Genomic DNA, 22,890 nt, shown 5'->3' with positions numbered 1-22,890 from the left:
GTCTCCTCCCCGAGCCCCTCCCCTCCTCAGAAGGACAACGAACGCATGAGTCTCCAGCCGGGTGACGCCCTCACGTCACACAACTTCGGTCTCCAGATCGACGGGGTGATGGTCGAGTACCTCGCCGAGGTCAGCGGTCTCACCCTCGAACAGGACGTCATCACCTACCAGCAGAACAGCGCGCAGGGTCGGGCCGAGGTGTCGCTGCTGCCGGGCGTGCAGAAGAACGGCCAGTGCACGGTCGTGCGCGGCATGACCCAGTCGGCGTCGTTCACGCAGTGGATCAACGACTCGATCCGCGGTCAGATGAGCACGGCCCGCAAGAACGCCTCCATCATCATGATGGACTTCCAGAACAACCCGGTGAAGCGCTACAACCTGCGCAACGCCTGGTGCAGCAAGATCGATGCGAGCACGGTGAAGGCCGGTGAGGCGGCGGCGCTGACCGAGACCGTCACCATCGTGTTCGAAGAACTGGTCATCGAGTAATGCGCCGTACGGCTGCCAAGGCTCCGGCCTCCATGGCGCCCCAGACCGCGGCGGCGGGGGCCGAGTTCCCCCGCTCGGCTCCCGCCGCCGCACCGGACCGCGGACCCGCCGGCCCGCCGATCGAGCAGGCCCCGAGGCAGTCCTTGCGTACCGAGTTCCCCTTCGAGCTGCCGCGCGGGTACGTCGACGACGCGGGCACCGTGCACCGTGACGGTGTCATGCGGCTGTCCACGGCGCGCGACGAGCTGGTCCCGCTGCGGGACGTGCGCGTGCAGGAGAACCCGGCGTACCTCTCGGTGGTGCTGCTCGGCCGGGTCATCGTCCGGCTGGGCACGCTGTCGATGGTGCACGACGGGATCGTGGAGAACATGTTCGCGTCCGACCTGGCGTTCCTCCAGGACTTCTACCGCCAGATCAACGCGGAGGGCCACACCCGCGCGGCCGTGCAGTGCCCGCACTGCTCGGAGCCCTTCGAGGTGGAGCTCGGCGGGAGCCGCCTGGGGGAATCGTGACGTACGCGACCGACCGGCTGCACGAGGAGATCGCGTACGTCGCCTACCACTTCCACTGGGGTCCGGACGCGATCCTGGACCTGGAGCACCAGGATCGACGCCGGTACACCGAGCAGATCGCGTCCCTCGTGACGCGCGGCGCGCCGGAGGCTTGAGCACGTGGCATTCCTGGACCGGTTGCGGGGACGGCGGAGCGACGGCGGCACGGCGGCGCCCGGCAGCTCCCCGGCTCCGGACACCGAACGACCCTCGGGCCCGGCGGCCGCGGCGGCGCCGGCGTCCGCGGCGGCCCCCGGGGGCGCGGCTCCCGTAACCACCGCGGCCCCCGTGGCCGTCGCCGCCTGGGCCGGCCTGCCGCCGATGCGGCGGACGACCGGTGACGCGCCGACGGGCGTCGCGGACACCGGTTTCGGCGGGCGCCTGCCGACCTGGCAGAACCCTTCGTTCACCCGGGTCTCCTCTCCCGCGGTGTTGGACCCCGCGGCGGGCGGCAGCCTGCTCTCGGGCGCGCTGACCGAGTCCGCCCGGCCGGTCGTGGGCCTCGGGCGGCCCGCCCCGGACCTGCCGTCGGGCCGTCCCGCCGGCGAGCCCGCCGCACGGACCGTGCCGGTGGCGCCGTTGCGGGCGATCCCGCAGCGCATGGTGTCGGGGTCCCCCTCGGCGAGCGGGGCCGTCTCGGCTTCGTCGCCGGGATCCGCAGCGGCATCGGTACGCGAGGGGGCCCGGCCCGTCGGGTCCGTGCCGGCGGTGCCACTGTCCCCGACACCGCCGGTACAGCGCTCGCTCGCCGACCGACCGGCCCCGGCGCGGGCTCAGGCGCCCACGGCTGCGCGCGGGTCGGCTCGGGGGTCGGCGGCCGCCCCGGCGCGGACGGCGAATCGTGGTGTCCAGGTGACGCCCGTACAGCCGACTCCGCCCCGGACACGGCAACTCCTGGCCAAGGCGCCGCCCGCGCCCGCGGCCGGCCGACGGACCCTGCCCGCGACGCGTGGGACCACTCGTGCGCCGGCGTCGACGCCGACCGCGCAGGGCGCGGCAGCCTCGGCGGCTCCGGCTGCCGATGACGACCGGGGTGACCTCGGCGCGTCCGCCGCTTCTTCCGCCTCCGCCTCCGCCTCCGACCCGAGTGTCGCGCCCGCCGTGCAGCGGGCCGCGACTCCCCGCCCGGGCGGTCCTTCCGCCGCCGGGGACGCTGCACCCCCGGCGGCGTCCCCGGCCCCTTCGTCGTTCCCGGGGCGGTCGGCTTCCTCGAGTGGTGTGTCGTCCCCTGACCGTCCGGCGTCTCCTCCGCCGCCCGCGCCCCCGGCTCGTCCGTCGTCCCTCGGTGACTCCGCCGTTCCGGCCTCGCCGGCGGGCGAACCGCAGGTCACCCGTCCCCTGCGGGATCGTCCGGTACAGGACGGTCCCGTGCAGGGCCGTCCGGTACGGGACACCCCTCCGCGTGCCCCGTCGGCGGAGCGCACGGGTCCGGCTGTCGGGCGGGCGGGACTCGGCGCGCCCGTGCAGCGCAAGGCGGCGTCCGGAACTGAGGGTTCCGCGCCGCGTTCCGACGTACCGGGCAGGTCGGGGGGGTCCGGCGGCCCGGGTGGGGCCGGTGTTCCGGGTGGGGCTGGTGCTCCGGGTACGCGGGGGTCCTCCGTATCCGGGGCGGCCTCCACCGGGCAGCGTGCGGGGTCACCGCAGGGCACGCCGCCCGCAGCGAAGGCGCCGCGTACGGACACCCCCGGCGCGGGGGAGAAGTCGCCCGCGACCGGTGCCTCGGGCTCCGCCGGGGAGGTCGCACCGCCCTCCCGCGCGCCGAAGTCCGGGGCAGCGACGTCACCGGCATCGCCGCCGCCCGCCTCGACCGGGAGGGCGCCGACGTCCGGGCCCGGTGCGCCCGTTCAGCGAGCGGTACCCGCGCCCGGAGCGACACCACCCGCTCCGGCTGATGCTCGCCGCTCCCCCACCGCGCCCGACGGCCCGGCCACCGGGCCCACCGGCTCGCGGCACGTCCGACCCCACACGCCCACGCCCATACCCGCCACGAGCGGTGGCCCGGCGGCCGGCTCCGTCGCACCGACGACGCACGCCACTCCCCCGCAGGTACGGCCCACGGCCCCGGCGGGGACGGACGCCACGGCGATGCCCCGACCGACTCCGCACACCACGCCCCGGGCCGGTACTCCCGTGTCGCCCGGAACTCCCGGCACCTCGCCCGTACAGCACACGGCGGCCCCTGCCGCCCCGGCGGCGACGTCACCCGCCGGAGCCGTTCCCGTGTCTCCGCGCGCCGACCGGCCCGCCGACGCTTCCCTTCCGCCCCGGGCGGCCCGCCCGGAACAGCCGCCGGCCGTCCGGGCTTCCGCTGCCGCGCCGTCGCCCGGCGCCGGTTCCCCGGCTCCCCGTCCGGACACGGCGGCGCCGGCGGTGCAACGCGCCACGGCCCGCCCGGCCGCGCCCGCCAACGCACCGGCGCCCGTCGTCCACCGCGCATCCGCGGCCGTACCCCCGTCGGCCCCCGGCCGGACGGGGTCGCAGCACGGACCCGTTGCCCCGAGCCCCGTACCGGAGTTCCCGACCCCCACAACGACCCCGACAACGGCTGCAACAACGGCTCCGACCACTGCTCCGACCACCGCCCCGCGCCCCCGTACTTCCACCGGATCCACGCCCGTGGGCCCGGTGCAGCGCCATGCCGCGCCTCCCCGTGCGGGGCTCGGTGCGCCCCTTCGGTCCCCTGCGCACCCCGCACCCGAGGCCGCGGCGCCGACGGCCCCGACCGCCCCGACGGCGAGCACTGCGCACGTCACGGCATCGAGTCCGGCGACCGGCCGCGCACCCGTCCCTCCGCGCCCCGTCGCCCCGCGCGCCTCCGCTCCCCTGCCGGCCGCCGGGCGACGTTCCCCCCTCGGCGCTCCCCTCCCGGCCGCGCCCGCGCAGACGGCGCCGGTCGCCGCGCAGCAGCACCCCGGCTCCCGCGCCGGGGCTCCGGCTTCCCCGCCGATCCAGCGGGCCTCGGTACCGAGCGCACCGAGCACACCGAGCACCCCAGGCGCACCGACCCCGCCGAGCTCTCCAGTCACGACAGTCCCACCCGTCACACCCGTCACACCCGTCATGCCCGTCGCACCGAGCACTCCGGTCACCCCGGTCGCGGCCTTTCCTCCGATCGCCCCGCCCCCGGTGACGCAGCCGCCCCCGGCCCTCCCCTCGCCCGCGCTCCCGTCCCCCGCGCGGCCCGCGCCGGCCCTTCCCCGTACCGGCAACGCGCTCCCCGTCCAACGGGCCGTCCCCGTGCGGGGTGTTCCCCTGCGCCGGCCGTCCGTGTCCGGCGCGGGCGCCGCGGCGCGCGGTCCGCTGCCCGTGGCGCCGCTGACTCCGCCGCCCGCGGCCGCGCCCGTGGCATTGGGCGTGGCCCGGGCGGCCGGGATGCCGGCCGGGGGTTCCTCGCCGTCCGGGCCCGCGGTCCAGCGCTTTCCCTCCTTCGGCTTCGGCTCAAGCTCCGCTTCCGGTTCGGGTTCCGGCAGGTCCATCGGTGCGCTCGCGTCGGCCGCGGCGGCCACCGTGGCGTCGACGTTGGGGCATCACCGGCCGGCGTCGCAGCAGGCACGGCCGGCCGACCCGCCGCCGCCCTACGAGCCGCCCGGGGCGCACGGCGCGCCCCCGCCCGGTGGTCCTCCGGCTCACGGGGCGGCGGTCTCCCAGGGCAGCCCGCCGCCCGAGTACACCGCGGTGCCCGCCGGCGCGTTCGATCCGCGCGAGCTGACCGAGTTCCAGTTGGACGAGTTGGTGCACCGGATCATCGACCGGGTCACCCGCCTGGTCCGCACCGAACTGCGCATGGACCGCGAACGGATCGGCAGACTCCGCGATCCGCGCGCCTGACGGACCGCCGAAGGACCCGCCGAAGGACCCGCCCGGGCCCGAGCCGGCCGCCGGTGACCCGGTCCACCGCCCGCCACCACCGAAGAACGACAGAAAGGCCCACCTCGGATGCCGCGCCAGGACCCCGGGTCCACCATCTGGTTCACCCTCACCATCGACGGCGAGAGCCTCGGGTACTTCAACGGGTGTCAAGGCCTGTCGTCGCAGGTGGAGGTCGAGCACCGCCAGGAGGGCGGCAACAACGGCTTCGTGTGGCACCTGCCCACCCGGGTCACGTTCTCCACCATCCGGCTGACCCGGCCGCTCACGCCGGACACGGCGAAGGTCGCCAAGTGGATCTCGTCGGTCCAGACCGGGATCAAGCGGCCCACCGCCCAGATCGCGGCGCTGCGGGCCGACGGCTCGCTGGTGGCCCGCTGGGGGCTCATCGACGTCCTGCCGGTGAGCTGGCAGGGCCCCACCCTCGATCCCGCGAGCCCCGCCGTGGCCACGGAGGTCCTGGAGATCGCCCACCACGGGTTCACGGACTGACGGCGCGGCAGAGCGGATAGGAGCACACCCATGGCCACGAGCAGCAAGGGCGCCGGCAAGAGCCTGGTGCGCGCGACGCTGGCGATCCACGAGCCTCCCGTCGGGACGAGTACGACGCCCGGGGCGCTGATGAGGACATTCGGTTTCGAGTTCAATCCGGCGCAGTTGTCGCTGAGTCAGCGCGCGCAGTGGAAGGCGACGCCCACGATGGCCGTGCGCGACGGCTCCAAGCCGGAGTTCATGGGCGCGGAGCCGCGCGAGATGACGTTGGAGATCTTCCTGGACTCCTCGACCGCGCCGACCGGCAACACGGTGTTGAAGAAGGTCGAGTCGCTGTTGGGGTGTTGCGAGGTGACGGCGAAGAGCATCGCGGCCGACCAGCCGTCGCCGCCGTGGGTGGTGTTCGAGTGGGGGTCGTTCTCCACGGCCCGGTTCGTGGCGTACGTGGGTTCCGTCGAGGCGTCGTACAGCCTCTTCGGCACCACGGGCGTGCCCATCCGGGCCACCTGTCAGGTGCACCTGGTGGAGATCCCGGGGAAGACGAAGGGCCAGAACCCGACGTCGGGGGCGCTCACCGCGCAGCGCATGCACCGGGTGGTGGCCGGGGACTCGTTGCAGTCGTTGGCATGGCGGGAGTACGGCACGGCCACCGTGTGGCGGGCGATCGCCGAGATCAACGGCATCGACGACCCGTCCCGGTTGCCGTCGGGCACCGAACTGGTGCTGCCCGCGCCCGAGGAGGTGTCGCGCTGATGGTGCAGCCCGCGTTCTCCAGCATCATGCAGGTGCGGATCGGCTCCGCGAAGCTTCCCGACGACATCGCCCCGCTGCTCGTGGAGGGTTGGGTCGACCAGGGCGTCGGCGTGCCCGCCGCGTTCCGGTTGACGTTCCGTGACCCGTACCGTCTGGTGCTCGGCAAGCTCGGCGTCACCTTCGGCACGAGGGTGGTCCTCACGCCGATCGCCGACGGCCAGGGTGGTGGCAAGCCCCTCCTGACGGGCGAGGTCACCGCGTTGGAGGCGGACTACGACGGCACCGGGAGCTTCACCGTGATCCGCGGCTACGACCTCGGGCACCGGATGATGCGCCAACGTCGTGTCGTCGCCTACCGCAATCAGAAGGCCTCCGACATCGCCCGCAAGCTCGCCGCCATGGACGGCGTGCCGATCGGGCGGATCCAGCCGACGAAGGGCATGTACGGCTTCATCTCCCAGTCCAACGTCACCGATTGGGACTTCCTGTCGCGGCTCGCCGACGAGAACAACATGGTGATGTCCCTGGACGCGAAGGGGAAGTTCCGGTTCGTGACGCCGACCCCGTCGGCGGGCGGGCCGTCCCCGCAGACCGACGGTGACAAGAGTCCCTTCGTGCTCCAGGCCGGCCACGACATCCTCCGGTTGCGGGCGGCGGTCACCGCCGCCGACCAGGTGGGCACGGTCGAGTCGCGCGGCTGGAACGTCACCACGAAGAAGAAGATCGTCGAGACGGCGCCGGTCACCACCGATCCGGGCATCTCGATCGGCCTCACTCCGGGCCAGGCGGCCGGGAAGTTCGCGTCGGCGCGGCTCGTCGAGACCGCCGCGCCGTACGACCGGCAGGACGAGGTGCAGAACGCCGCCAAGGCCCTCGCCGCCGACGTCACCTCGTCGTTCGCGGAGCTGGAGGTCGCCGTGTACGGCAATCCCGAGCTGCGGCCGGGGGTGCCCGTGGCCCTCGGCGACGTGGGCAAGCCCTTCGAGGGCAAGTACACCGTCACCTCCGCGCGGCACGTCTTCGGCGACGGCCGGCACTACGAGTCCTGGATCACGGTGAGCGGACGCCAGTGGCGCTCCCTGTACGGGCTGGCGTCGAGCGGGGGCGGCACGGACGCCGCGAGCGCGGCCCGGCTGCCCGGTGTCGCGAACGCCATCGTCACCGACGTGCAGGACCCGCTGAAGCAGGGGCGGGTCAAACTCCAGTTCCCCTGGCTGGACGACACGTACGTGAGCGACTGGGCCCGCAGCGTGCAGTCGGGAGGTGTGGGCGGTGGCGGCATCTTCCCCATGGACGTCGGCGACGAGGTGCTGGTCGGCTTCGACCGGGGCGCGCTGGACCACCCGTTCGTGATCGGCGGTCTGTACAACGGGCGGGACCTGCCGTCCCGGGTGGACGACGTGCCGCTGCACGACGGGCTGAAGAGGAAGGCGGCCCGGCACACCGTGTCCGACCGGCAGGCCAACCGCATCGACCTGCTCAGTCAGCGGACCGGCCGGCGCAGGCAGGGGGTCCGCATCGCCAGCGGTGACGACCGGTTGACCATCAACCTGGACCGCACCAAGACGGAGATCACCGTCGACAGCCAGGGGTCGGTGACGATCAAGGGCGGCCGCTCGGTGTCCGTCGAGGCCGGGACCGACCTGACGCTCAGCGCCCGGCGCCGGCTCTCCATCAAGAGCGGCGGCATCCTCGACATCCAGGGCCGCGGCATCGTCAACCTCCGGTCGCTCGCGGGCGCGGTGACCATCGACGCGATGGGCGCGCTCAACCTCAAGTCCCTGGGCGCCGCCATGATCTCCTCCGGCGGCACGGTCCAGGTCAACTCCATCGCCAACGTCGGCATCCGCGCCGTCCGGCTCGACCTCCAGGGCCTCGTCTTCGTCAACACCGTGAAGTACCCCCTCCCCGCATGACCGGACGACCGCACCGGCGCACCCGCGCCGTCGCCAGAAGGAAGAGGCAGGTGGCCCCCTGATGGCCGAACAGTTCATCGGCTCCGGCTGGGCGTTCCCGATGCGCATCGGCCCCACCGGGGGCATCGCGCTGGTCAGTGGCGAACGCGAGGTCGAGGAGGCCATCCGGCTCGTCCTGGCCACCGCCCCGGGCGAGCGGCCGATGCGCCCGGAGTTCGGCTGCGCCATCCACGACCTCGTCTTCGCCCCGGTCAACGAGCAGACCGCGGGACGCATCCAGCACGAGGTGTACGTGAGCCTGGACCGCTGGGAACCCCGGATCGAGGTCCACGACGTGGAGGTCTCCGCCGGGGGCGACCAGAGCGTCCTGTTCATCGACGTCCGGTACTCCGTGCGCGGGACCAACAATCCGCGCAGCCTCGTCTTCCCCTTCTACGTCATCCCCTCCCACGACGAGCCGGGCGCGCCGGGCTCCTTGGAAAGCGACCTCTGATGTCCCTGCCCTCCCCCAACCTCGACGACCGGCGCTTCCAGCAGTTCGTCGACGACGCCAAGCGCTACATCCAGCAGCGCGCCCCGGAGTGGACCGACCACAACGTCTCCGACCCCGGCGTCACGCTCGTCGAGACGGTCGCGCACATGGCGGACCAGATCGTGTACCGGCTCAACCGCGTCCCGGAGAAGAACCACCTCGCCTTCCTCGACCTGGTGGGCATCACGCTGTTCCCGCCCTCCGCGGCGCGCACCGACGTCACGTTCTGGCTGTCCGCGCCCCAGGAGGACGTGATCCTGGTCCCGGCCGGTGCCGAGGTCGCCACGCTGCGCACCGAGCGGGAGGACGCCGTCGTCTTCGCCACCGAGCGCGACCTTGCCGTCGTCCCGTGCGCGCTGTCCCACCTGGTGGTGCAACAGCAGGGGCAGCCCGTCGTGGACCGCACCACGGACCTCGTCGAGGGCAAGGACGTGTTGTGCTTCGCCGAGGCCCCGCAGCCCGGGGACTGCATGCTGATCGGGCTGAGCGCGGCGGCCCCGCACTGCGCGCTCGCGCTGGAGCTCGACAGCCGTGTCGACGGCGTCGGTGTCGATCCCCGTCAGCCACCGCTGCTGTGGGAGGCCTGGACCGAGGACGGTTGGCAGCCCTGCGAGATGGACCGGGACGGCACCGGTGGTCTCAACCGGCCCGGCGACGTGGTCCTGCACCTGCCCGCCGGTCACGTGCTCTCGCGCAACGGCGGGCACGAGGCAGGCTGGGTCCGCTGCCGCGTCACCGACCCACTGCCGGGCCAGCCCTTCTACACCACCTCGCCGAGCATCCGCTCCGTCGAGGCTTACACCATCGGTGGCACCACCCGCGCCGTGCACGCCGAGACCGTCCACGACGAGGCCCTCGGCGAGGCCACGGGGCTGCCCGGTCAGCGGCTTCGGCTCATCCACGCCCCGGTCGTGGCCGACGATCCGCCGCTGCTCCTGCAGACCGCCGCCGACGACGGCTGGCAGGACTGGCAGGTGGTCCCGCACTTCGCCGCGTCCCGGCCCGGCGACCACCACGTCACCCTGGAGGCCGCGACGGGCGAGATCGCCTTCGGCCCGGCCGTCCGTGAACCGGACGGGTCGCTGCGCCAGTACGGGGCCGTCGCCCCCAAGGGCGCCGTCGTGCGCGCCCATCGCTACCGCACCGGAGGCGGGCGCGGCGGCAACGTGGCGCGCGGCGCCGTCCAGGTGCTGCGCACCTCCATCCCGTACGTGGCCGAGGTCGTCAACCGGGAGGCAGCGCGCGGCGGCGTCGACGGCGAGACGGTCGAGGAGGCCAAGCTGCGGGCGCCGATCACGCTCCGCGCCCAGGACCGTGCCGTCACCCTGCGGGACTACGAGGAGCTGGCGCGCCGCGCCGCTCCCGAGACCGCGCGCATCACCTGCCTGGAGGGCGAGGAGGGCACGCACGGCGCCTACGCGGTCCGCGTCCTCGTCGTGCCGCAGGCCGTGCCCGACCCGGGCGGGCGGCTGCGGTTCGAGCAACTCGTACCCGATGACGCCCTGTTGGGTCGGATCACGCGTCACCTCGACGAGCGCCGTCTCATCGGCACCCGACTGGCCGTCGGCCCGCCGTACTACCAGGGCGTCACGGTCGTCGCCACCGTGCACGCCTTCCGCGGCGTCGACACCGACCGGGTGCGCCGCCAGGCGCACGACGCGCTCTACCGCCACCTCGATCCGCTGACCGGCGGCGCGGACGGGCAGGGGTGGCCGTTCGGCCGACCCGTGCAGACCGGCGAGGTGTTCGCGGTCCTCCAGCGGGTCCCCGGAGTGGAACTCGTCGACGAGGTCGTGCTGCACCCCGCCGACCCCCTCACCGGCAAGCGCGGCAACGCGACCGACCGCATCGACCTGGAGCGGCCCTCGCTGGTCTTCTCCTTCGACCACCGCGTCCGGGTGATCGGGGACGGCGGGTGACGGCCACTCCCTACCGGGGCTCCGTCGACGGCCTCGGCTCCTCGCTCCCGCTGGGCACGATGCTCCCCGCCGTCTTCGCCGACGACGACCTGGCCCAGCGGTTCGTCGGCGGACTCGACGACGTCATCGCGCCCATCCTGAACGTCCTGGACTGCCTGGACACCTACTTCGACCCGGCGCTGACCCCGGTCGACTTCGCCCTGTGGCTCGGCACCTGGGTGGGCGCCGAGACCGACGGCGGCGAGCCCGAGCCCCGGCTGCGGGCCGCCGTCGCGGCGGCCGTCGCGCTGCACCGCATCCGCGGCACCCGCCGCGGCCTCGCGGAGGCGGTACGGCTGGCGTTCGGCGTGGTACCCGAGATCACCGAGAGCGGCGCCGCCGACTGGAACGCCCGCCCCCTCGGCCCCTTCCCCGGTGACCCGCGCCCGCGTCTGCACGTCACCCTCCGGCTGCCCGACCCCACTCCGGCCGACTTCCACCGCCTGGACTCCCTCGTGGCCGCCGCCCGCCCCGCCCACATGCCCTACGCGGTCGAGGTGACCGCCACCGAAAGGACCCCGGAGACATGAGCACGCAGAACTGCGCCGAGTGCGGAACGCGCGCAGAACCGGGCCAGTCGTTCTGCGACGCGTGCGGCGCCGTGCTGAGCTGGGACCAGGGCGCCCGCGCCGCACGGCCCGCCGGCCCGTCGTCACACCAGCGCGGCCACGTCGCGGACGCGGCGCGGACCCCGCACGAGGCCGCCCGGACGACGGGCGGCTCGGACACCGCGGCGCCCGAGCACGCCGGTACGTCCGTCGGCACGTCCGTCGGCACGTCCGTCGGCACCATGGGCGCCGCCCGTGCGGAACGGGCGGCGCGCGCCGCCGGGCCCGGCCCGGCGTCCGCCACCGGCGGTTCGCGGGGCCCTGCCCCGGAGTCGGAGGAGACCGACGGCCGTGAGTCCGGCGGGCGTTCGGATGTCACGGGCACGCCGGTGGCCGCCGGCGGTACGGGGCCGGGGTCGTCGTCCGGAGCCACCGGGGCACCCGGGACCGCGGCGGCGTCCGCGGCGGCGGGGGTGCCCGGCGGCCCCGGGGTGCCCGACGCGCCCGGCCACCCCGCATCGGAGCGGCGTGCCGAGGAGTCGGAACGATCCGGGTCGCCGGCGCGCCCGGGCGAGTCCGCGGGCGCGGAGCCGGCCGGCCCGGCCCCGGCCGCCGACGGCGGGCGCCCCGCCGGGCCCGGCGGGGACCGCCCGGGTACTCCGTCGCAGGAGGACACTGCGGCCACCGCCCCGACCCCGCACGCGCTGAGCGACACCATGTCCGACCGGGCACGCTCCCTCCTGGTGCCCGTGGCGGACGCGGAGGCGCCGGACCCCGCGCCGGCGGCCGTCGCGCCCGTCCTGCCCGGCAGGCCGGACGCGGAACGGCCCGCCGTACGCGCCCCGGGACCGCAGCCCGGCATCGTGGGCGGGCCGCCGTGCCGGTGGTGCGCGACGCCCAACCGTCCCGACCGCCACTACTGCGTGCGCTGCGCGATGCCGCTGGCCGAGAGCGCCGAGGCCGCCGCATCGGGACGGGCGCCCTGGTGGCGCCGGCTCTTCGCCGGGCGGCGCCGCGAGACGCCGTGGGCGGGCGACCGTCCCCGGCTGCGCCGGGTGTTCGACCGCATCGGCACCTGGATCACCCTCGCCGTCGTGGTGACCCTGGCGATCCTCGGCCTCGTGTACCTGCCCGACGGCGTGCAGGCCACCCGGGACCACTTCGCGAAGCGCGCCCCCGTGGCCCCCGACCGGATCACGGCCTCCCGCTCGTACCCCGAGCACAAGCCGGAGCTCGCCTTCGACAAGCGCAGCAACACCTGGTGGGGTCCCGGCGTCTCGCAGTCCGGGCAGGGCGAGTGGATCGAGGCCACGTTCAGCGAGCCGACCCGACTGTTGGATGTGATCATCACCCCGGGCGTCTCCGCGAAGGCCGAAAAGATCGGCGAATCCGCCCTGCCGCACCGCGTCACGGCGACGATCACCGGGAAGGACGGCAAGGTGACCACGCGCCCGCTGACCCTGGATCAGGGGGCGGGCGGTCAGCGGCGTGCGTTCCGCGTCGGCGAGGTCACGAAGGTCCGCTTCACCATCGACACGGCGCACGCGGTCTCCGCCGACAAGCAGGTCGCCATCACGGAGATCGAGTTCTTCGGCCCGTCGAACGCCAACCGCTGACGTGTCCCGGGGAGGCGGCGAAACGATGCCGTCGCCCCGGGGACCGTCGGCCGGAGCGGGTGGGGCGGGTGCCGACCGCGGGCCGCCGGCGGGCGCCCGTCAACGGTTGCGTCCCGGCCGGTCGGCCCGGCGGGAAGAGGTGGACGAGGTTGTCCGGGGTGCGGGATCAAGCCATCGTTCCCGCACCCGATCGGCCCATCAGCACCTAGAGTGTGCGCGTGACCGAGCAGAACCCCGTACTCATCGCCGGCAGGTACCAGCTTCTCGAACGTATCGGCCAGGGCGGCATGGGCCGGGTCTGGCGGGGCGTCGACCAGCAACTTTTCGGGCGCGAGGTCGCCGTCAAGGAGATCCTCTTCCCGCCCGGGCTGGACGACCACGACCGTGCCACCCTCGTCGGTCGCTTCACCGGCGAGGCCCGCGCGGCGGTCACACTCAGCCACCCCGGGATCATCACCATCCACGACGTCGTGGAGCACGACGGCGCCCCCGTGATCGTCATGGAGTTCATCCGGGGGGAGTCCCTCGCCGCGGCCATCCGTCGGGAGGGCCGACTGCCGGTGCGGCGGGTGGCGGAGATCGGCTCCGCGATGCTCGACGCGCTCGCGGAGGCGCACCGCGCGCGGATCGTCCACCGCGACATCAAGCCGGACAACGTGCTCCTGACCAAGGACCGCGTCATCGTCACCGACTTCGGCATCGCCCACCTCGCGGACGCGACGACCAAGCTCAGCCACAGCGGCATCGTCATCGGAACCCCGCAGTACATGCCGCCGGAGCAGTTGGAGGGGAAGCGGCCGACTCCCGCCAACGACCTGTGGGCACTCGGCGCGACCCTCTACCACGCCGTCGAGGGGCACCCGCCGTTCGAGGCGGAGGGGTTGCACGCCCTCGCCGTGGCCGTCTTCACCCGCCCCCACACCCCGCCGGTCCACGCCGGGCCCCTGGCACCGGTGCTGGAAGCGCTGCTCGCCAAGGACCCGGCGCGGCGCGTCGGCGCGGCCGAGGCCGCCGCGTTGCTGGCGTCGGCACGGGAGTCGCTGCCGTCCCGTACGGCTTCGACCGGCGGATCCGTCGGGCCCGGATCGACCGGCGGTTCCGTCGGACCCGGGCCCGTACCGGAGGCGACGACCGGGGCCATCCCCACCCCGACGGCACCGGAGGCGGAGTCCTCCCCCGCGCTGCCCCTGCCGACGCCCACCGTCAAGGATTCCGCGTCCACCGCCGGGGAGGCCGCGGCCCCGGCCGGGGAGGACGTGTCGGGCGCGGCCACCCTCGGGGGTCCCGTGCCGGAACGGCCCGGCGGTCCGCCCACGGTCATTCCCCCGACCGACGATCTGGTGGCGCTCGGCGGCACGGATGACCGGCGGCACGGCAAGGAGGCGTCCACCCGGCGGCGCGACCTCACCCGGCGCTCGGTCGTCCTGGGAACGGCCCTGGCCACGGTCGTCGTCGGATCCGCCCTCACCTGGACCCTCACCCGACCCGACACACCCGACGGCGGGTCATCCGACAAGGGTGCGGCGGCCTCCCCCGTCACGGTGGTGATCGGTGTGGACGCTCCCCTCAGCGGCGCCATGTCCTCCTGGGGGCTGGGCATCAGGAACTCCGCCGACCTGGCCGTGAGGAACGCCAACCGAACCGGTCACGTGCCCGGCGTGAAGTTCGAGATCAAGGCGCTGGACGACGCGGCCAGCCCCGTCAACGGCGCGCCGAACGCCACTCGGTTCATCGCCGACAAGGCGGTGCTGGGCGTCGTCGGTCCGCTCAACTCCGGTGTCGCCCAGAGCATGGTGGATCCGCTCGCGCAGGCGCGCCTGGTCAACGTGTCGCCGGGAAACACCAACCCCGCGCTGACCCTGGGCCCCGCCTGGGCCAAGGGCACGAAGTCCCGCCCGCATGACACCTACTTCCGTACCATCGCCACCGATGTCGACCAGGGGCCGTTCGCGGCCCGGTACCTGCACGACGCCGGAAAGACGAAGCTCTACGTCGTCGACGACAACAGCGCCTACGGCACCGCCCTCATCGCCGGGTTCGGCGCCGAGCTCACGAAGCTCGGCGGGACCGTCGTCGGTGCGGAGCACGTCGATCCCGCCGAGAGCGACTTCTCGGGACTCGCCGCGAAGGTCCGCGCCTCGGGAGCCGACGCGGTGTACTTCGGCGGCTACTACACGACCGCCGCGCCCCTCTCCCACCAGCTCAAGCAGGCGGGCGTGAACCTTCCCCTGATGGGCGGCGACGGCATCTTCGACCAGCAGTTCATCTCGACCAACCCGAAGGCCGAGGGCGACCTGACCACCAACCTCGGGGTGCCCGTCGAGGACCTTGCGGCAGGTGCGGAGTTCACCGAGCAGTACCGCAAGGCGGGGTACCCCGAGGCGGCCGGTTCGTACGGCCCCTCCGCGTACGACGCGGCCTGGACCGTCATCGAGGGGGTGAAGGCGGTCGTCGCCGCCCATGGCGGGACCCTCCCTGCGGATGCCCGGGCGAAGATGCCGCGGGCCGTGGCAGGACTGGCGTTCGACGGCGTCACGGGTCGTGTCGCCTTCGACGGGTTCGGCGACACCGTCAACCGCCGACTGACGGTCTACGCGGTGAAGGGCGGCAGCTGGACCGCCGTGAAGAGCGGCTCCCGCACCCCCTGACATCGGCGCGACGCCGCCGGGCGCGCGCGCACTCACCAGCTGTCGGGTCCGTGCCGTTGGATCCAGCGCTGGTGGTCGTGGAAGGACAGGTGCGCCGTCGAGACGCCGGTGCTGCGGTAGAACTCCAGGCCGGCGTCCCAGACGGCGCCGTACGCGGGCCCGTTCTCGTCGTGCGTGCCCAGTTCCCGCAGGCAGCGGGACGCGCCGTACACCGCCCAGCCGCCCACCGGGAGCACGGCCTCGGCCAGGTCCTCGGGGGTCACGTTCAGGTACGGCTGGAGGCAGACGGTCCAGATGTGCATGGTGTCCAGCGTGCTGTCGGGGCCCTTGGCGGTGTGGCGCCCGAGGATCTCCATCCGCAGGGGCGTCTGCGGCGGCATGCCCCGAGCGGGTCGGGCCGCGTCGAGGGCGGCGAGGCGTGCGAGTTCGCCCGCGTCGGCCGCGTCCGGGTCGCGCCGGCCGGCCATGCTGTGCCGCAGGCGCTTCCACGAGCGGTCGATGTCCGCCGTGGTGACGCTCTCGATCACCGGGACGAACTCCCGCAGCACCTCCCAGACGGACTGCCGCTCCGAGGTGAAGGACGCGGGTGCCTCTTCGAGGAGGTGGATCAGGGAGGAGGCGAGCATGCGTGCCTCGGTGCGCTGGTCGTTGTCCTCCAGGTCGTCGTGGCGGACCGCGCGCCGCCACCGGTGCAGGACGTCCGCGGCGAGCGACCATTCGCCGGCCGCCCCCAGGAGCCTCACGAACTGGAACAGTTGGTCGTGGTCGTGGGGACGTCCCGCGGCGCGGCCGGCGTCGATCAGGTCCGCGAGGCGGGCCGCGATCGCCGGGATCCGCGCCGTGCGCCCCGTCCTCAGGGCGTCATCGGCGGTCCACACCAGGTTCTCGGCGTGGGCCCGGTCCGGGTCGCCGTAGGCCGGGGAGCCGTTCAGTCGGGCGTCGAGCTCCACCCGCCTGGCCTCGTGCTGCCAGGGTTCGGCCAGTCGGCTCGTGACGACGGGGGTGCCGCACTCGGGGCAGGTGCGCGGCGGGCGGTCGGACGGGGCGTCGGGTCCGCCGTGCCCGCACCCGTCGAAGGGGCAGATCCAGCCCAGGCACAGGGCGCCCGGGGGCGGCTGGTAGCCGTGGCGGGTCGGGGGCGGGGCCTTGCGCCGTGTGAACAGTCCCATCGGTGCCTCTCGTGCGGTCGGGTCCGCCGTGCGGGCGGCGGCGCCGCGTCGTCTGTCGCGTCGCTGTCAGATGTTCGGCACGCCCGGGCGGACGCCGGGGCCGCGGTCTTCCACCGCCGTCCGGGGGAACGGGTCAGCGCCGCGCCAGCGCCTCCTCGTCGGTGTCCCGACGTCCGCGGACGATCCGGCCGCTGCGGCTGTCGCGCGGGACGCCCCAGCGGGAGGCGGGTTTGCCGGTGGCCAGCCAGTACACCAGGACCGCTTCCCACACGAGGGCCTTCACCGCGGTGGTGGCGAACCATTCGGGGCTGATCAGGATGATCTTCAACGGCAGTCCGGTCCAGCCGGAGTAGCCGGTCCGGTGGGTGAGGACCCACATCGACACCATGACGCCCAGGACGTGCAGCAGTCCGATCACACCGCCGAAGCTCATGCCCGGCTCCCTCCGCTCGGTTTCGAACTCGCTTGCGCTCGCGACCTCTTGGAGATCGCGAGTGCCCCAAGGATGGAGGAAGGGGCGTCTCGGGAGTCTCCATTTCTGTAGGCTTTTGTCATCAGATCTGTTCGGCCCGGGGGGCGTGTTGACCTACGGATTCGGCGAGCTCAGGACCGCCGCGGACACGATGCGCGGGCTGCGCGGAGAGGTGGAGGAACGCCTGGGACCGCTCAGCGACGAGGCGTTGGCGAAGCGGTTGGGCATCAGCACCGGGGCCCTGCGCAGCTACGCCCTGGGCAGGACGATGATCAAGCCGGCGGTGTTGAGGGCGCTCGCGGAACTCGCCGGCGTCCAGGTCTCCCGGGTGTACGCGGAGATGGGTTGGCTGCCCCGCCACGAGGTGTCGGCCGTACGACAGTCGGACCTGCCGGAGCAGTTGCGGGCGGCGACGTCCGCGGTGACGCGGCTGAGCGAGAGCCTGGACGGCCTGGCGTCGCAGGACACGGGGCGCGCCGCGCTGCTGGCGGCCGGGGCCGTGTTGAACGACGAGCAGGCCGCCGCGCGTTTCCAGGTGCGGCTGAGCGCCCTGCGGTCCGGTGTCCGGTGCCCGGCGCCGACGACGCTGGTGGCGGAGTTCACGCCCGGCGACGACGCCCGGCCGCTGACGGTCGACGACCTGACGGCACGCGCTCTGGCGGTGGGGTTGCGGCCGGTGTCCGAGGCCTCCCGGGACGCCGGTGGGGCCGACGTGGGGAGCACCCGGCACCGGCTGTTCCAGGCGGAGTTGGAGGTGGTGACCGCCGAGGCGCTCTCCCGGGCCGGTGACTGCAGTTGGCAGGGGGAGCCGGGGACGACGCTGTGGCGGCCGGTGTGCCGGCGCTGGCCGACGCATCTGCTGGTCCAGCACGTGCTCACCGGCCAGCCCTTCGCGGACCGGCTGCCCTGGGTCTCGACCGACGGGTTGCCGGTCGTGGTGATCGGCGCCGACTACTCGATCGGTCCGGCGGCCGCGTTGTTGGCCAAGGCGCTGGGGTGGCGCTTCGTACCGGTCTCCTCGGCCACCGCTTTCGACTCCGGGCGTCTCGTCCGGTCGCAGGCCCTCGCCCCGGCGACCCGGCGACGGCAGGGCTGGGGCGCCGCCGCGCGCCGGGCCGGCGTCCTGACCGAGCCGGCCGCGCCCTGGCCGGTGGTGATGCTGGTGCGTCCGTACGTCTTCGGCGATCAGGACGCCTACGACGCGGCGACCCGTCGCCTGCTGCGGAACGTACGGGCGCACCTCGTGTACGCCCGGCCCTCGCCCGAGCACCTGGACTGGTGGGCCCGGCGGCGACGGCTCACCGCGCGCGACGCCCAGCCGGCGGACGCCTGGACGGCGGACATCCTGGGGGCTCTGACGCGGGTCGAGGAGGTGTTGGAGGAGCGGAGCGCGGCCCTGGGGTCCGATCACGACCTGCGTCTGCGGCTCGCCCCGCCGTCCCCCGCTCCCGACGCGGCGGACCCGCTCCTTCCCGGCGCGCTGACGGACAGCCACTTCGACGCGGCCGCCCTGTGTCTGCGGTGGCTGGACCAGGTGGTGAACAGGGGGCGTGCGTCGCTGCTGCGAGAGCTCCGGCCGTCCGCCCTGCGCGACCACCTGCCCCATACGGACGCCTCCGGCCGGACGGTGGCAGCCTGGTGAGCGGGCGCGCGGCCCGGTGAGCCGCCCGGCGGCGTCGGTCAGTGCGTCCGACGGTGTTCCAGCAGCTCCGCGAGGAGGGGGCGTACCTGCCCGGCGGCGGCGAAGTACCCGGCGGTGATGCGGTTCTTCGCCGCCATGAACGACTCCTTGTCCAGGTACGGGGTGTCCTCCACCCGCTCGGCCCAGGGCCACGGCTGGACGTCCTCGATCACCGCCATCGGACGCCCGTCGACGCTCTGAGCTCCGGCGAGAATCTCCCGCAGTCGAAAGAGGGTGTGCCTCGGGTCCACCGGTTCGATGCCCCACAGCTCGCGGTGGCGGGCCACGATCTGCGGGAGCGACCAGCCGTCCGCCGACGGCCGCGGCACGTCGGTGACGACCGGCCAGGCCAGGGCCACGGCCATGGGCAGCAGCCGGTCGCCGCTCACGCTCAGCACGGGGAGGCAGGTCGTGCCGCTGGCGGGCGGCGGCTCCAGCACCGGGGCCGTGGCGAACAGCCGGACGGTCAGGGTGCGCGGGACGCCGGCCGGGTCGACGACCACGTCGTGCGCAGGTCCCGCGAGCCGCAGGCCTCCGGGAGGGGGGACGGCCCCGTCCACGAGCAGGTCCACCGCGCCGTGCCCGGCGCGCAGATGCACGGCGCTGCGGGTGACGGCCAGCACCAGGGCGACCGCCGGCACGCTGCGCCGCACGCCCGGACCGAGGGACAGGAACACGCCGGGACCCGCCGGCGGCGTGCGGAGCCGGGACGGGCGGCCGATCAGGAAGCGGTCGCCTTCGTGCAGGGGCACGTCCCGGGGGCCGGACGCACCGGCCGGCACCACACCGGACAGCACACCGACCGCGTCGTCCGTGTTCCCGCAGGCCGTCCGCGCAGGCCCCGTACGGGCGCCGTCCTCCGCCCCGTCCTCGGCCTCGGCCTCGGTCCCACCGCGGTCATCGCGCACGTCCGTCGTGTCCCTCCCTGCGCACCACCTGGATCATGACCTCGATGCCGAGGGTGTTGACGCCCGGGAAGCAGAACCGGCCCTCCTCGTCCACCATCTTGAACCGCTGCCGGTAGACCGCCGGCCAGCCCGGGGCACGGACCGGGATCAGCACGGTGGCGACGGAGCCCGGCGGGGTCTCGGGCACGTCGAAGCGTTCGCCGCGCAGCCGCACGGTCTCGGTCCCGGTGGCGGGTGCCATGGCCTGCAACCTCCTGCCCCGCCAGGCCACCGTTCCGGAGTTGCGGATGTGCAGCGGGAACTCCCCCTGCTCCCAGGGGGCGAGTTCGAGGAGCGAGGGGGTGTCCTCGTGCTGTTCGCTGCGGTCCCCGGGCAGGGGGTAGCGGGAGCCGCGGGGAAGCCCGTCCAGGCCGAGCATGTCGCTGCCGCGTGCGCAGAGGTGCAGGTAGCGCAGATACCCCTGGGCGTCGGTGATCCGGTCGACGACGGAGACGATGTCGAAGGGCGGTTCGCGCCAGCCCATCTCGTACGCCCACAGCCCGAGACCGCTGGTACGGCCCAGCAGTTCCCGCTGGTGCGCCAGTTGGCGGCGGGTCATCGGCCAGCTGCCGTGCCGCCGGTGGTGGCGCATCTGGGCGCCCAGCTCGTGCCAGGGGGTGGGCCCGGCCTTGCGGGGGTTGATCCTGCCGAGCCGGAGCGTCCGGGCGGGCGCCCGGCTGAACGCGTCCTCCACCGCTCCGAGCAGCGCCCGGGTGTCACAGGTGGGTCGGGTCACCTCGCCCGGGACGGGGGCGATGTGCAAGGGCCAGCGCAGGGCCGGGTCGCGGTGCCAGCAGCCGATGAGGATCTCCCAGAGCCGGCCTCCCGCGGCGCCCGTCGCCGCGTGGAACGGCGCGGGATCGGGCAGCGCGTCCCGGTCCCGGATGGCGGCGACGGCGGCCGCGGGGTCGGATCCGAAGGGGTGCCTGCCGGTGAGCAGGAAGTACACCGTGGAGGCCCAGGAGAAGAGGTCTGACGGCGTGTAGGCGGTGTCGAGCCGAAGCTGCTCGGGCGAGGCGAACGCGACGCTGTAGCCGGTGAGCCGGGTGTGCGTGACCTCGGCGGAGCGGGCGATGCCGAAGTCGATCAGCACGGGGGCCGGGCCGTCGGTGTCGTTGCGCAGGACGACGTTGTGCGGCTTGACGTCGAGGTGCGCCACGGGTGCGGCGTGGATCTCGCTCAGCGCCCGCAGCAGGCCGAGGACCGTCTCCCGGGCGACTTCCCCGGTCAGCGGGCCCCGCCGGGTGACGTGACGGTCCAGGGTGGTGCCGTCGATGTACTCGAACGCCAGGTAGGGAGGGTCGCCGTCGGGGTTCCCGGCGAGCAGGCGCACCACGCCGGGGTGTTCGATGCGCCGTACCAGGGCGGCCTCCCGGGCGATCCGGCGTCGTGCCTCGGCGGGCACGGCGCCGAGGCCGTGCCAGGTCTTGAGGGCGACACAGGTGCCGTCGGGTCCCGTGGCCCGGTACACCGAGGCCTGCCCGCCGTGGCCGAGTTCGGCTTCGAGCCGGTACCCGTCGATGGTGCGCTCCACTGACCGTCACTCCCCCGTCCGCGGGCCTCGCAGGTCGGCGCCGGGCCCCAGTATGGACGGATCGGGGTGGGCCGGGAGGGGGTTCGGTCCGCAAACGTCGCTGCCGCACCGGTCGACGGTGCGGCAGCGACGGGCGGGGCCGGTGGGGCGGGTGGAGCGGGTGGGATCAGCGGACGGTGCCCGGGCGGGGGACGGAGGGGGCGCGCCCGCGGTCGAACGGAGTGGCCCCGGGGGCGAAGGGGTCGTCCACGTCCTCGGGGCCGTGTCCGGCGGTACGCGGAGCGGGCGGGGCGGCGGCGAGCGGCGGCACCGTGAAGGGTGCCCGGCGGCAGAGGTCCATGGGTGGGTCTCCGGTTCGGTCGGACTGCGGGACGGTCGGACTGCGGCGCGCGCTCGCCGGACCAACGTCCCGTACACCGAAGTGCCACGCCATCAACGGCCGTTGAGGCCGTTCGCACTCACGTTCCGTGCGACACGAATACGACGACCGTCCGCTTGACGGGACAGGTCGGCGAGGACGACCGCATGAACTCGCCACCGCCCGTACGCGGGCGGTCACCGAATGAAGTGGGCACCGCCATGGCGTGTGCTTGGTCGGTCGGTCGGTCGGTCGGTCAGTCGGTCAGTCGGTCAGTCGGTCAGTCGGTCAGTCCAGGGTGAGTTGGAAGTACGCCGTCTCCCGGAAGCCGGCGCTCGGCGGGTCGACCTCCACCGTGACCGGAATCCCTTTCCTGCTCGGCTTGACGCGGATCGGAACGGTTCGCTTCTTGTCCGTGCCCAGCGTCGGCATGAGGGTGGCGGCGGACTCCCGCCGGTTCGACCAGCTCACGCTGTCACCGGAGGCGTAGTCGTCGAGCGACGTGCCCGCGCGGACCACCAGGGGTGCGGGACCGTATTCGGAGACGCCGGCCTCCGGTGACTCCCCGCCGGGGAGGAGTTCTTCATCGGTGTCGTTCTCATAGGTCACGGTGAGGCTGTAGGTGCCGTCCGGCTCCGGGCGCGGTCGGCTGACCGTCACCTTCAGGCCGTCCTCGTACCGCGCAGTCGCGCCGGGGCCGAGCGGGTCCGCCACGTAGCCGGAAGGGCCGCTCTGCTCCAACTGGCCGTAGCCGTCGAGGCCCTTCTCGAACTCGGCCAGTGCCCAGGCGCCCAGGGCGACCAGGCAGGTGAGGACGGCGACGGCGATCGCGCAGCCGTAGAACCCCCGCGGTGTGTCCGAGGTCGGCGTACTGGTGGGGGTCTGGTCCGTGTCCATGCAGGTCACGATAGGTATCGGCTGGCGCACGGATCATGAGCAGGCGTACTCAGAGACCGCCTGAGTAGCCTCGTGCGCCGGCTTCCCCACCCGGACCGGGTGTACCGCGCGGTCGCAGGCGCGCGGAAGGCCGGGGTGAGGTGTCAGGCGTTCGCGTGGCGCGGGGTGACGGCCCGTCGGGGTGCGGCGTGGCGGGTCGGCGTCTCGGTGGGCCGGACGCGCCGCAGCCAGACGGAGGTTGTGACCAGCAGGCCGGTGAACACCGTGAGGAGAAGGACGGAGACCCACATCTGTCGGCTCCCCGGATGCAGCCAGCCGGCCCAGGCGGCCGCGGCCGCCCAGAGCAGGGCTCCGGCCGTGTAGAGGGAGCGGACCCGCCGCAGTTGGCGTGCGGCCCGCAATGACGTGAGGAGTTCGCGCTTCGGTGCCATGCCGGCCCGCCTACCCCGAAGTCGCCCGTGT

The 22,890-nt window shown here is 74.2% G+C and carries 20 protein-coding genes; 13 read left to right on the top strand and 7 right to left on the bottom strand.

Going from position 1 to position 22,890, the window contains the following annotated elements; genetic code table 11:
• The first annotated feature begins 45 nt into the window (after window positions 1–45).
• From OG906_RS37575 to OG906_RS37520, 12 genes are all read left to right on the top strand, one after another.
• Window positions 46–489 (top strand): phage tail protein, encoded by a 444-nt coding sequence (locus tag OG906_RS37575; protein WP_053676562.1) that lies wholly within the window; start codon window positions 46–48, stop codon window positions 487–489.
• Window positions 489–1,001 carry a hypothetical protein gene (locus tag OG906_RS37570; RefSeq protein WP_267802845.1) on the top strand — a complete coding sequence of 171 codons (513 nt, stop codon included), beginning with the start codon at window positions 489–491 and terminating at the stop codon, window positions 999–1,001. The genes OG906_RS37575 and OG906_RS37570 overlap by 1 nt, the downstream gene beginning before the upstream one ends.
• On the top strand, window positions 998–1,156 hold the full coding sequence (locus tag OG906_RS37565) for a DUF6760 family protein (RefSeq protein ID WP_199826461.1): 159 nt from the start codon (window positions 998–1,000) through the stop codon (window positions 1,154–1,156). The genes OG906_RS37570 and OG906_RS37565 overlap by 4 nt, the downstream gene beginning before the upstream one ends.
• 2,944 nt (window positions 1,157–4,100) lie before the next feature.
• Window positions 4,101–4,868: a hypothetical protein gene (locus OG906_RS37560; RefSeq protein WP_329448787.1), complete on the top strand. Its 768-nt coding sequence runs from the start codon at window positions 4,101–4,103 to the stop codon at window positions 4,866–4,868.
• 108 nt (window positions 4,869–4,976) lie between these two features.
• The gene (locus tag OG906_RS37555; RefSeq protein WP_267828869.1) at window positions 4,977–5,399 is read left to right on the top strand and encodes a phage tail protein; all 423 of its coding nucleotides are present in this window, start codon (window positions 4,977–4,979) and stop codon (window positions 5,397–5,399) included.
• A gap of 30 nt (window positions 5,400–5,429) precedes the next feature.
• Entirely contained in the window at window positions 5,430–6,152 is a 723-nt protein-coding gene (locus OG906_RS37550; RefSeq protein ID WP_329448786.1) for a CIS tube protein, read from the top strand.
• Window positions 6,152–8,068, top strand: coding sequence for a VgrG-related protein (locus OG906_RS37545; RefSeq protein ID WP_329448785.1), 1,917 nt, complete (start codon window positions 6,152–6,154; stop codon window positions 8,066–8,068). Before OG906_RS37550 ends, OG906_RS37545 begins: the two co-directional genes overlap by 1 nt.
• A gap of 61 nt (window positions 8,069–8,129) precedes the next feature.
• Window positions 8,130–8,561 (top strand): GPW/gp25 family protein, encoded by a 432-nt coding sequence (locus tag OG906_RS37540; RefSeq protein ID WP_053684967.1) that lies wholly within the window; start codon window positions 8,130–8,132, stop codon window positions 8,559–8,561.
• The gene (locus OG906_RS37535) at window positions 8,561–10,519 is read left to right on the top strand and encodes a putative baseplate assembly protein (RefSeq protein WP_329448784.1); all 1,959 of its coding nucleotides are present in this window, start codon (window positions 8,561–8,563) and stop codon (window positions 10,517–10,519) included. The genes OG906_RS37540 and OG906_RS37535 overlap by 1 nt, the downstream gene beginning before the upstream one ends.
• Before the next feature lie 59 nt (window positions 10,520–10,578).
• The gene (locus OG906_RS37530) at window positions 10,579–11,088 is read left to right on the top strand and encodes a phage tail protein (protein ID WP_267802855.1); all 510 of its coding nucleotides are present in this window, start codon (window positions 10,579–10,581) and stop codon (window positions 11,086–11,088) included.
• Entirely contained in the window at window positions 11,085–12,722 is a 1,638-nt protein-coding gene (locus tag OG906_RS37525; RefSeq protein ID WP_329448783.1) for an NADase-type glycan-binding domain-containing protein, read from the top strand. Before OG906_RS37530 ends, OG906_RS37525 begins: the two co-directional genes overlap by 4 nt.
• A 218-nt stretch (window positions 12,723–12,940) precedes the next feature.
• Complete coding sequence (locus tag OG906_RS37520) at window positions 12,941–15,370, top strand: bifunctional serine/threonine-protein kinase/ABC transporter substrate-binding protein (RefSeq protein WP_329448782.1); 2,430 nt, start codon at window positions 12,941–12,943, stop codon at window positions 15,368–15,370.
• Window positions 15,371–15,402: 32 nt separating this feature from the next.
• Here OG906_RS37520 and OG906_RS37515 read toward each other — a convergent pair whose 3' ends face one another.
• Together OG906_RS37515 and OG906_RS37510 are read right to left on the bottom strand one after the other, a co-directional pair.
• Window positions 15,403–16,539, bottom strand: a complete 1,137-nt coding sequence (locus OG906_RS37515; RefSeq protein WP_329448781.1) for a hypothetical protein — start codon at window positions 16,537–16,539, stop codon at window positions 15,403–15,405.
• A 133-nt stretch (window positions 16,540–16,672) separates the two neighbouring features.
• On the bottom strand, window positions 16,673–16,972 hold the full coding sequence (locus OG906_RS37510) for a hypothetical protein (RefSeq protein WP_329448780.1): 300 nt from the start codon (window positions 16,970–16,972) through the stop codon (window positions 16,673–16,675).
• 145 nt (window positions 16,973–17,117) lie between these two features.
• Between OG906_RS37510 and OG906_RS37505 the strand changes: the two genes are divergently transcribed.
• Window positions 17,118–18,653, top strand: coding sequence for a helix-turn-helix domain-containing protein (locus OG906_RS37505; protein WP_329448779.1), 1,536 nt, complete (start codon window positions 17,118–17,120; stop codon window positions 18,651–18,653).
• 38 nt (window positions 18,654–18,691) lie between these two features.
• On the opposite strand, the gene OG906_RS37500 is transcribed toward OG906_RS37505, so the two are convergent.
• From OG906_RS37500 to OG906_RS37480, 5 genes are all read right to left on the bottom strand, one after another.
• Entirely contained in the window at window positions 18,692–19,600 is a 909-nt protein-coding gene (locus OG906_RS37500) for a hypothetical protein (protein ID WP_329448778.1), read from the bottom strand.
• A complete protein-coding gene (locus OG906_RS37495) occupies window positions 19,590–21,173 on the bottom strand; it encodes a protein kinase domain-containing protein (protein ID WP_329448777.1) in 1,584 nt (527 codons plus the stop codon). The genes OG906_RS37500 and OG906_RS37495 overlap by 11 nt, the downstream gene beginning before the upstream one ends.
• Before the next feature lie 166 nt (window positions 21,174–21,339).
• Window positions 21,340–21,513, bottom strand: a complete 174-nt coding sequence (locus tag OG906_RS37490) for a hypothetical protein (protein WP_329448776.1) — start codon at window positions 21,511–21,513, stop codon at window positions 21,340–21,342.
• 306 nt (window positions 21,514–21,819) lie between these two features.
• Window positions 21,820–22,428 (bottom strand): hypothetical protein, encoded by a 609-nt coding sequence (locus OG906_RS37485; RefSeq protein WP_329448775.1) that lies wholly within the window; start codon window positions 22,426–22,428, stop codon window positions 21,820–21,822.
• A gap of 143 nt (window positions 22,429–22,571) precedes the next feature.
• Complete coding sequence (locus OG906_RS37480) at window positions 22,572–22,859, bottom strand: hypothetical protein (RefSeq protein WP_329448774.1); 288 nt, start codon at window positions 22,857–22,859, stop codon at window positions 22,572–22,574.
• Between the last annotated feature and the right edge of the window lie 31 nt (window positions 22,860–22,890).

Source organism: Streptomyces sp. NBC_01426 (assembly GCF_036231985.1).
GTDB lineage: Bacteria > Actinomycetota > Actinomycetes > Streptomycetales > Streptomycetaceae > Streptomyces.
Note: the sequence above shows the minus strand (reverse complement) of the source record. Positions and strands in the feature narration are given on the sequence as shown.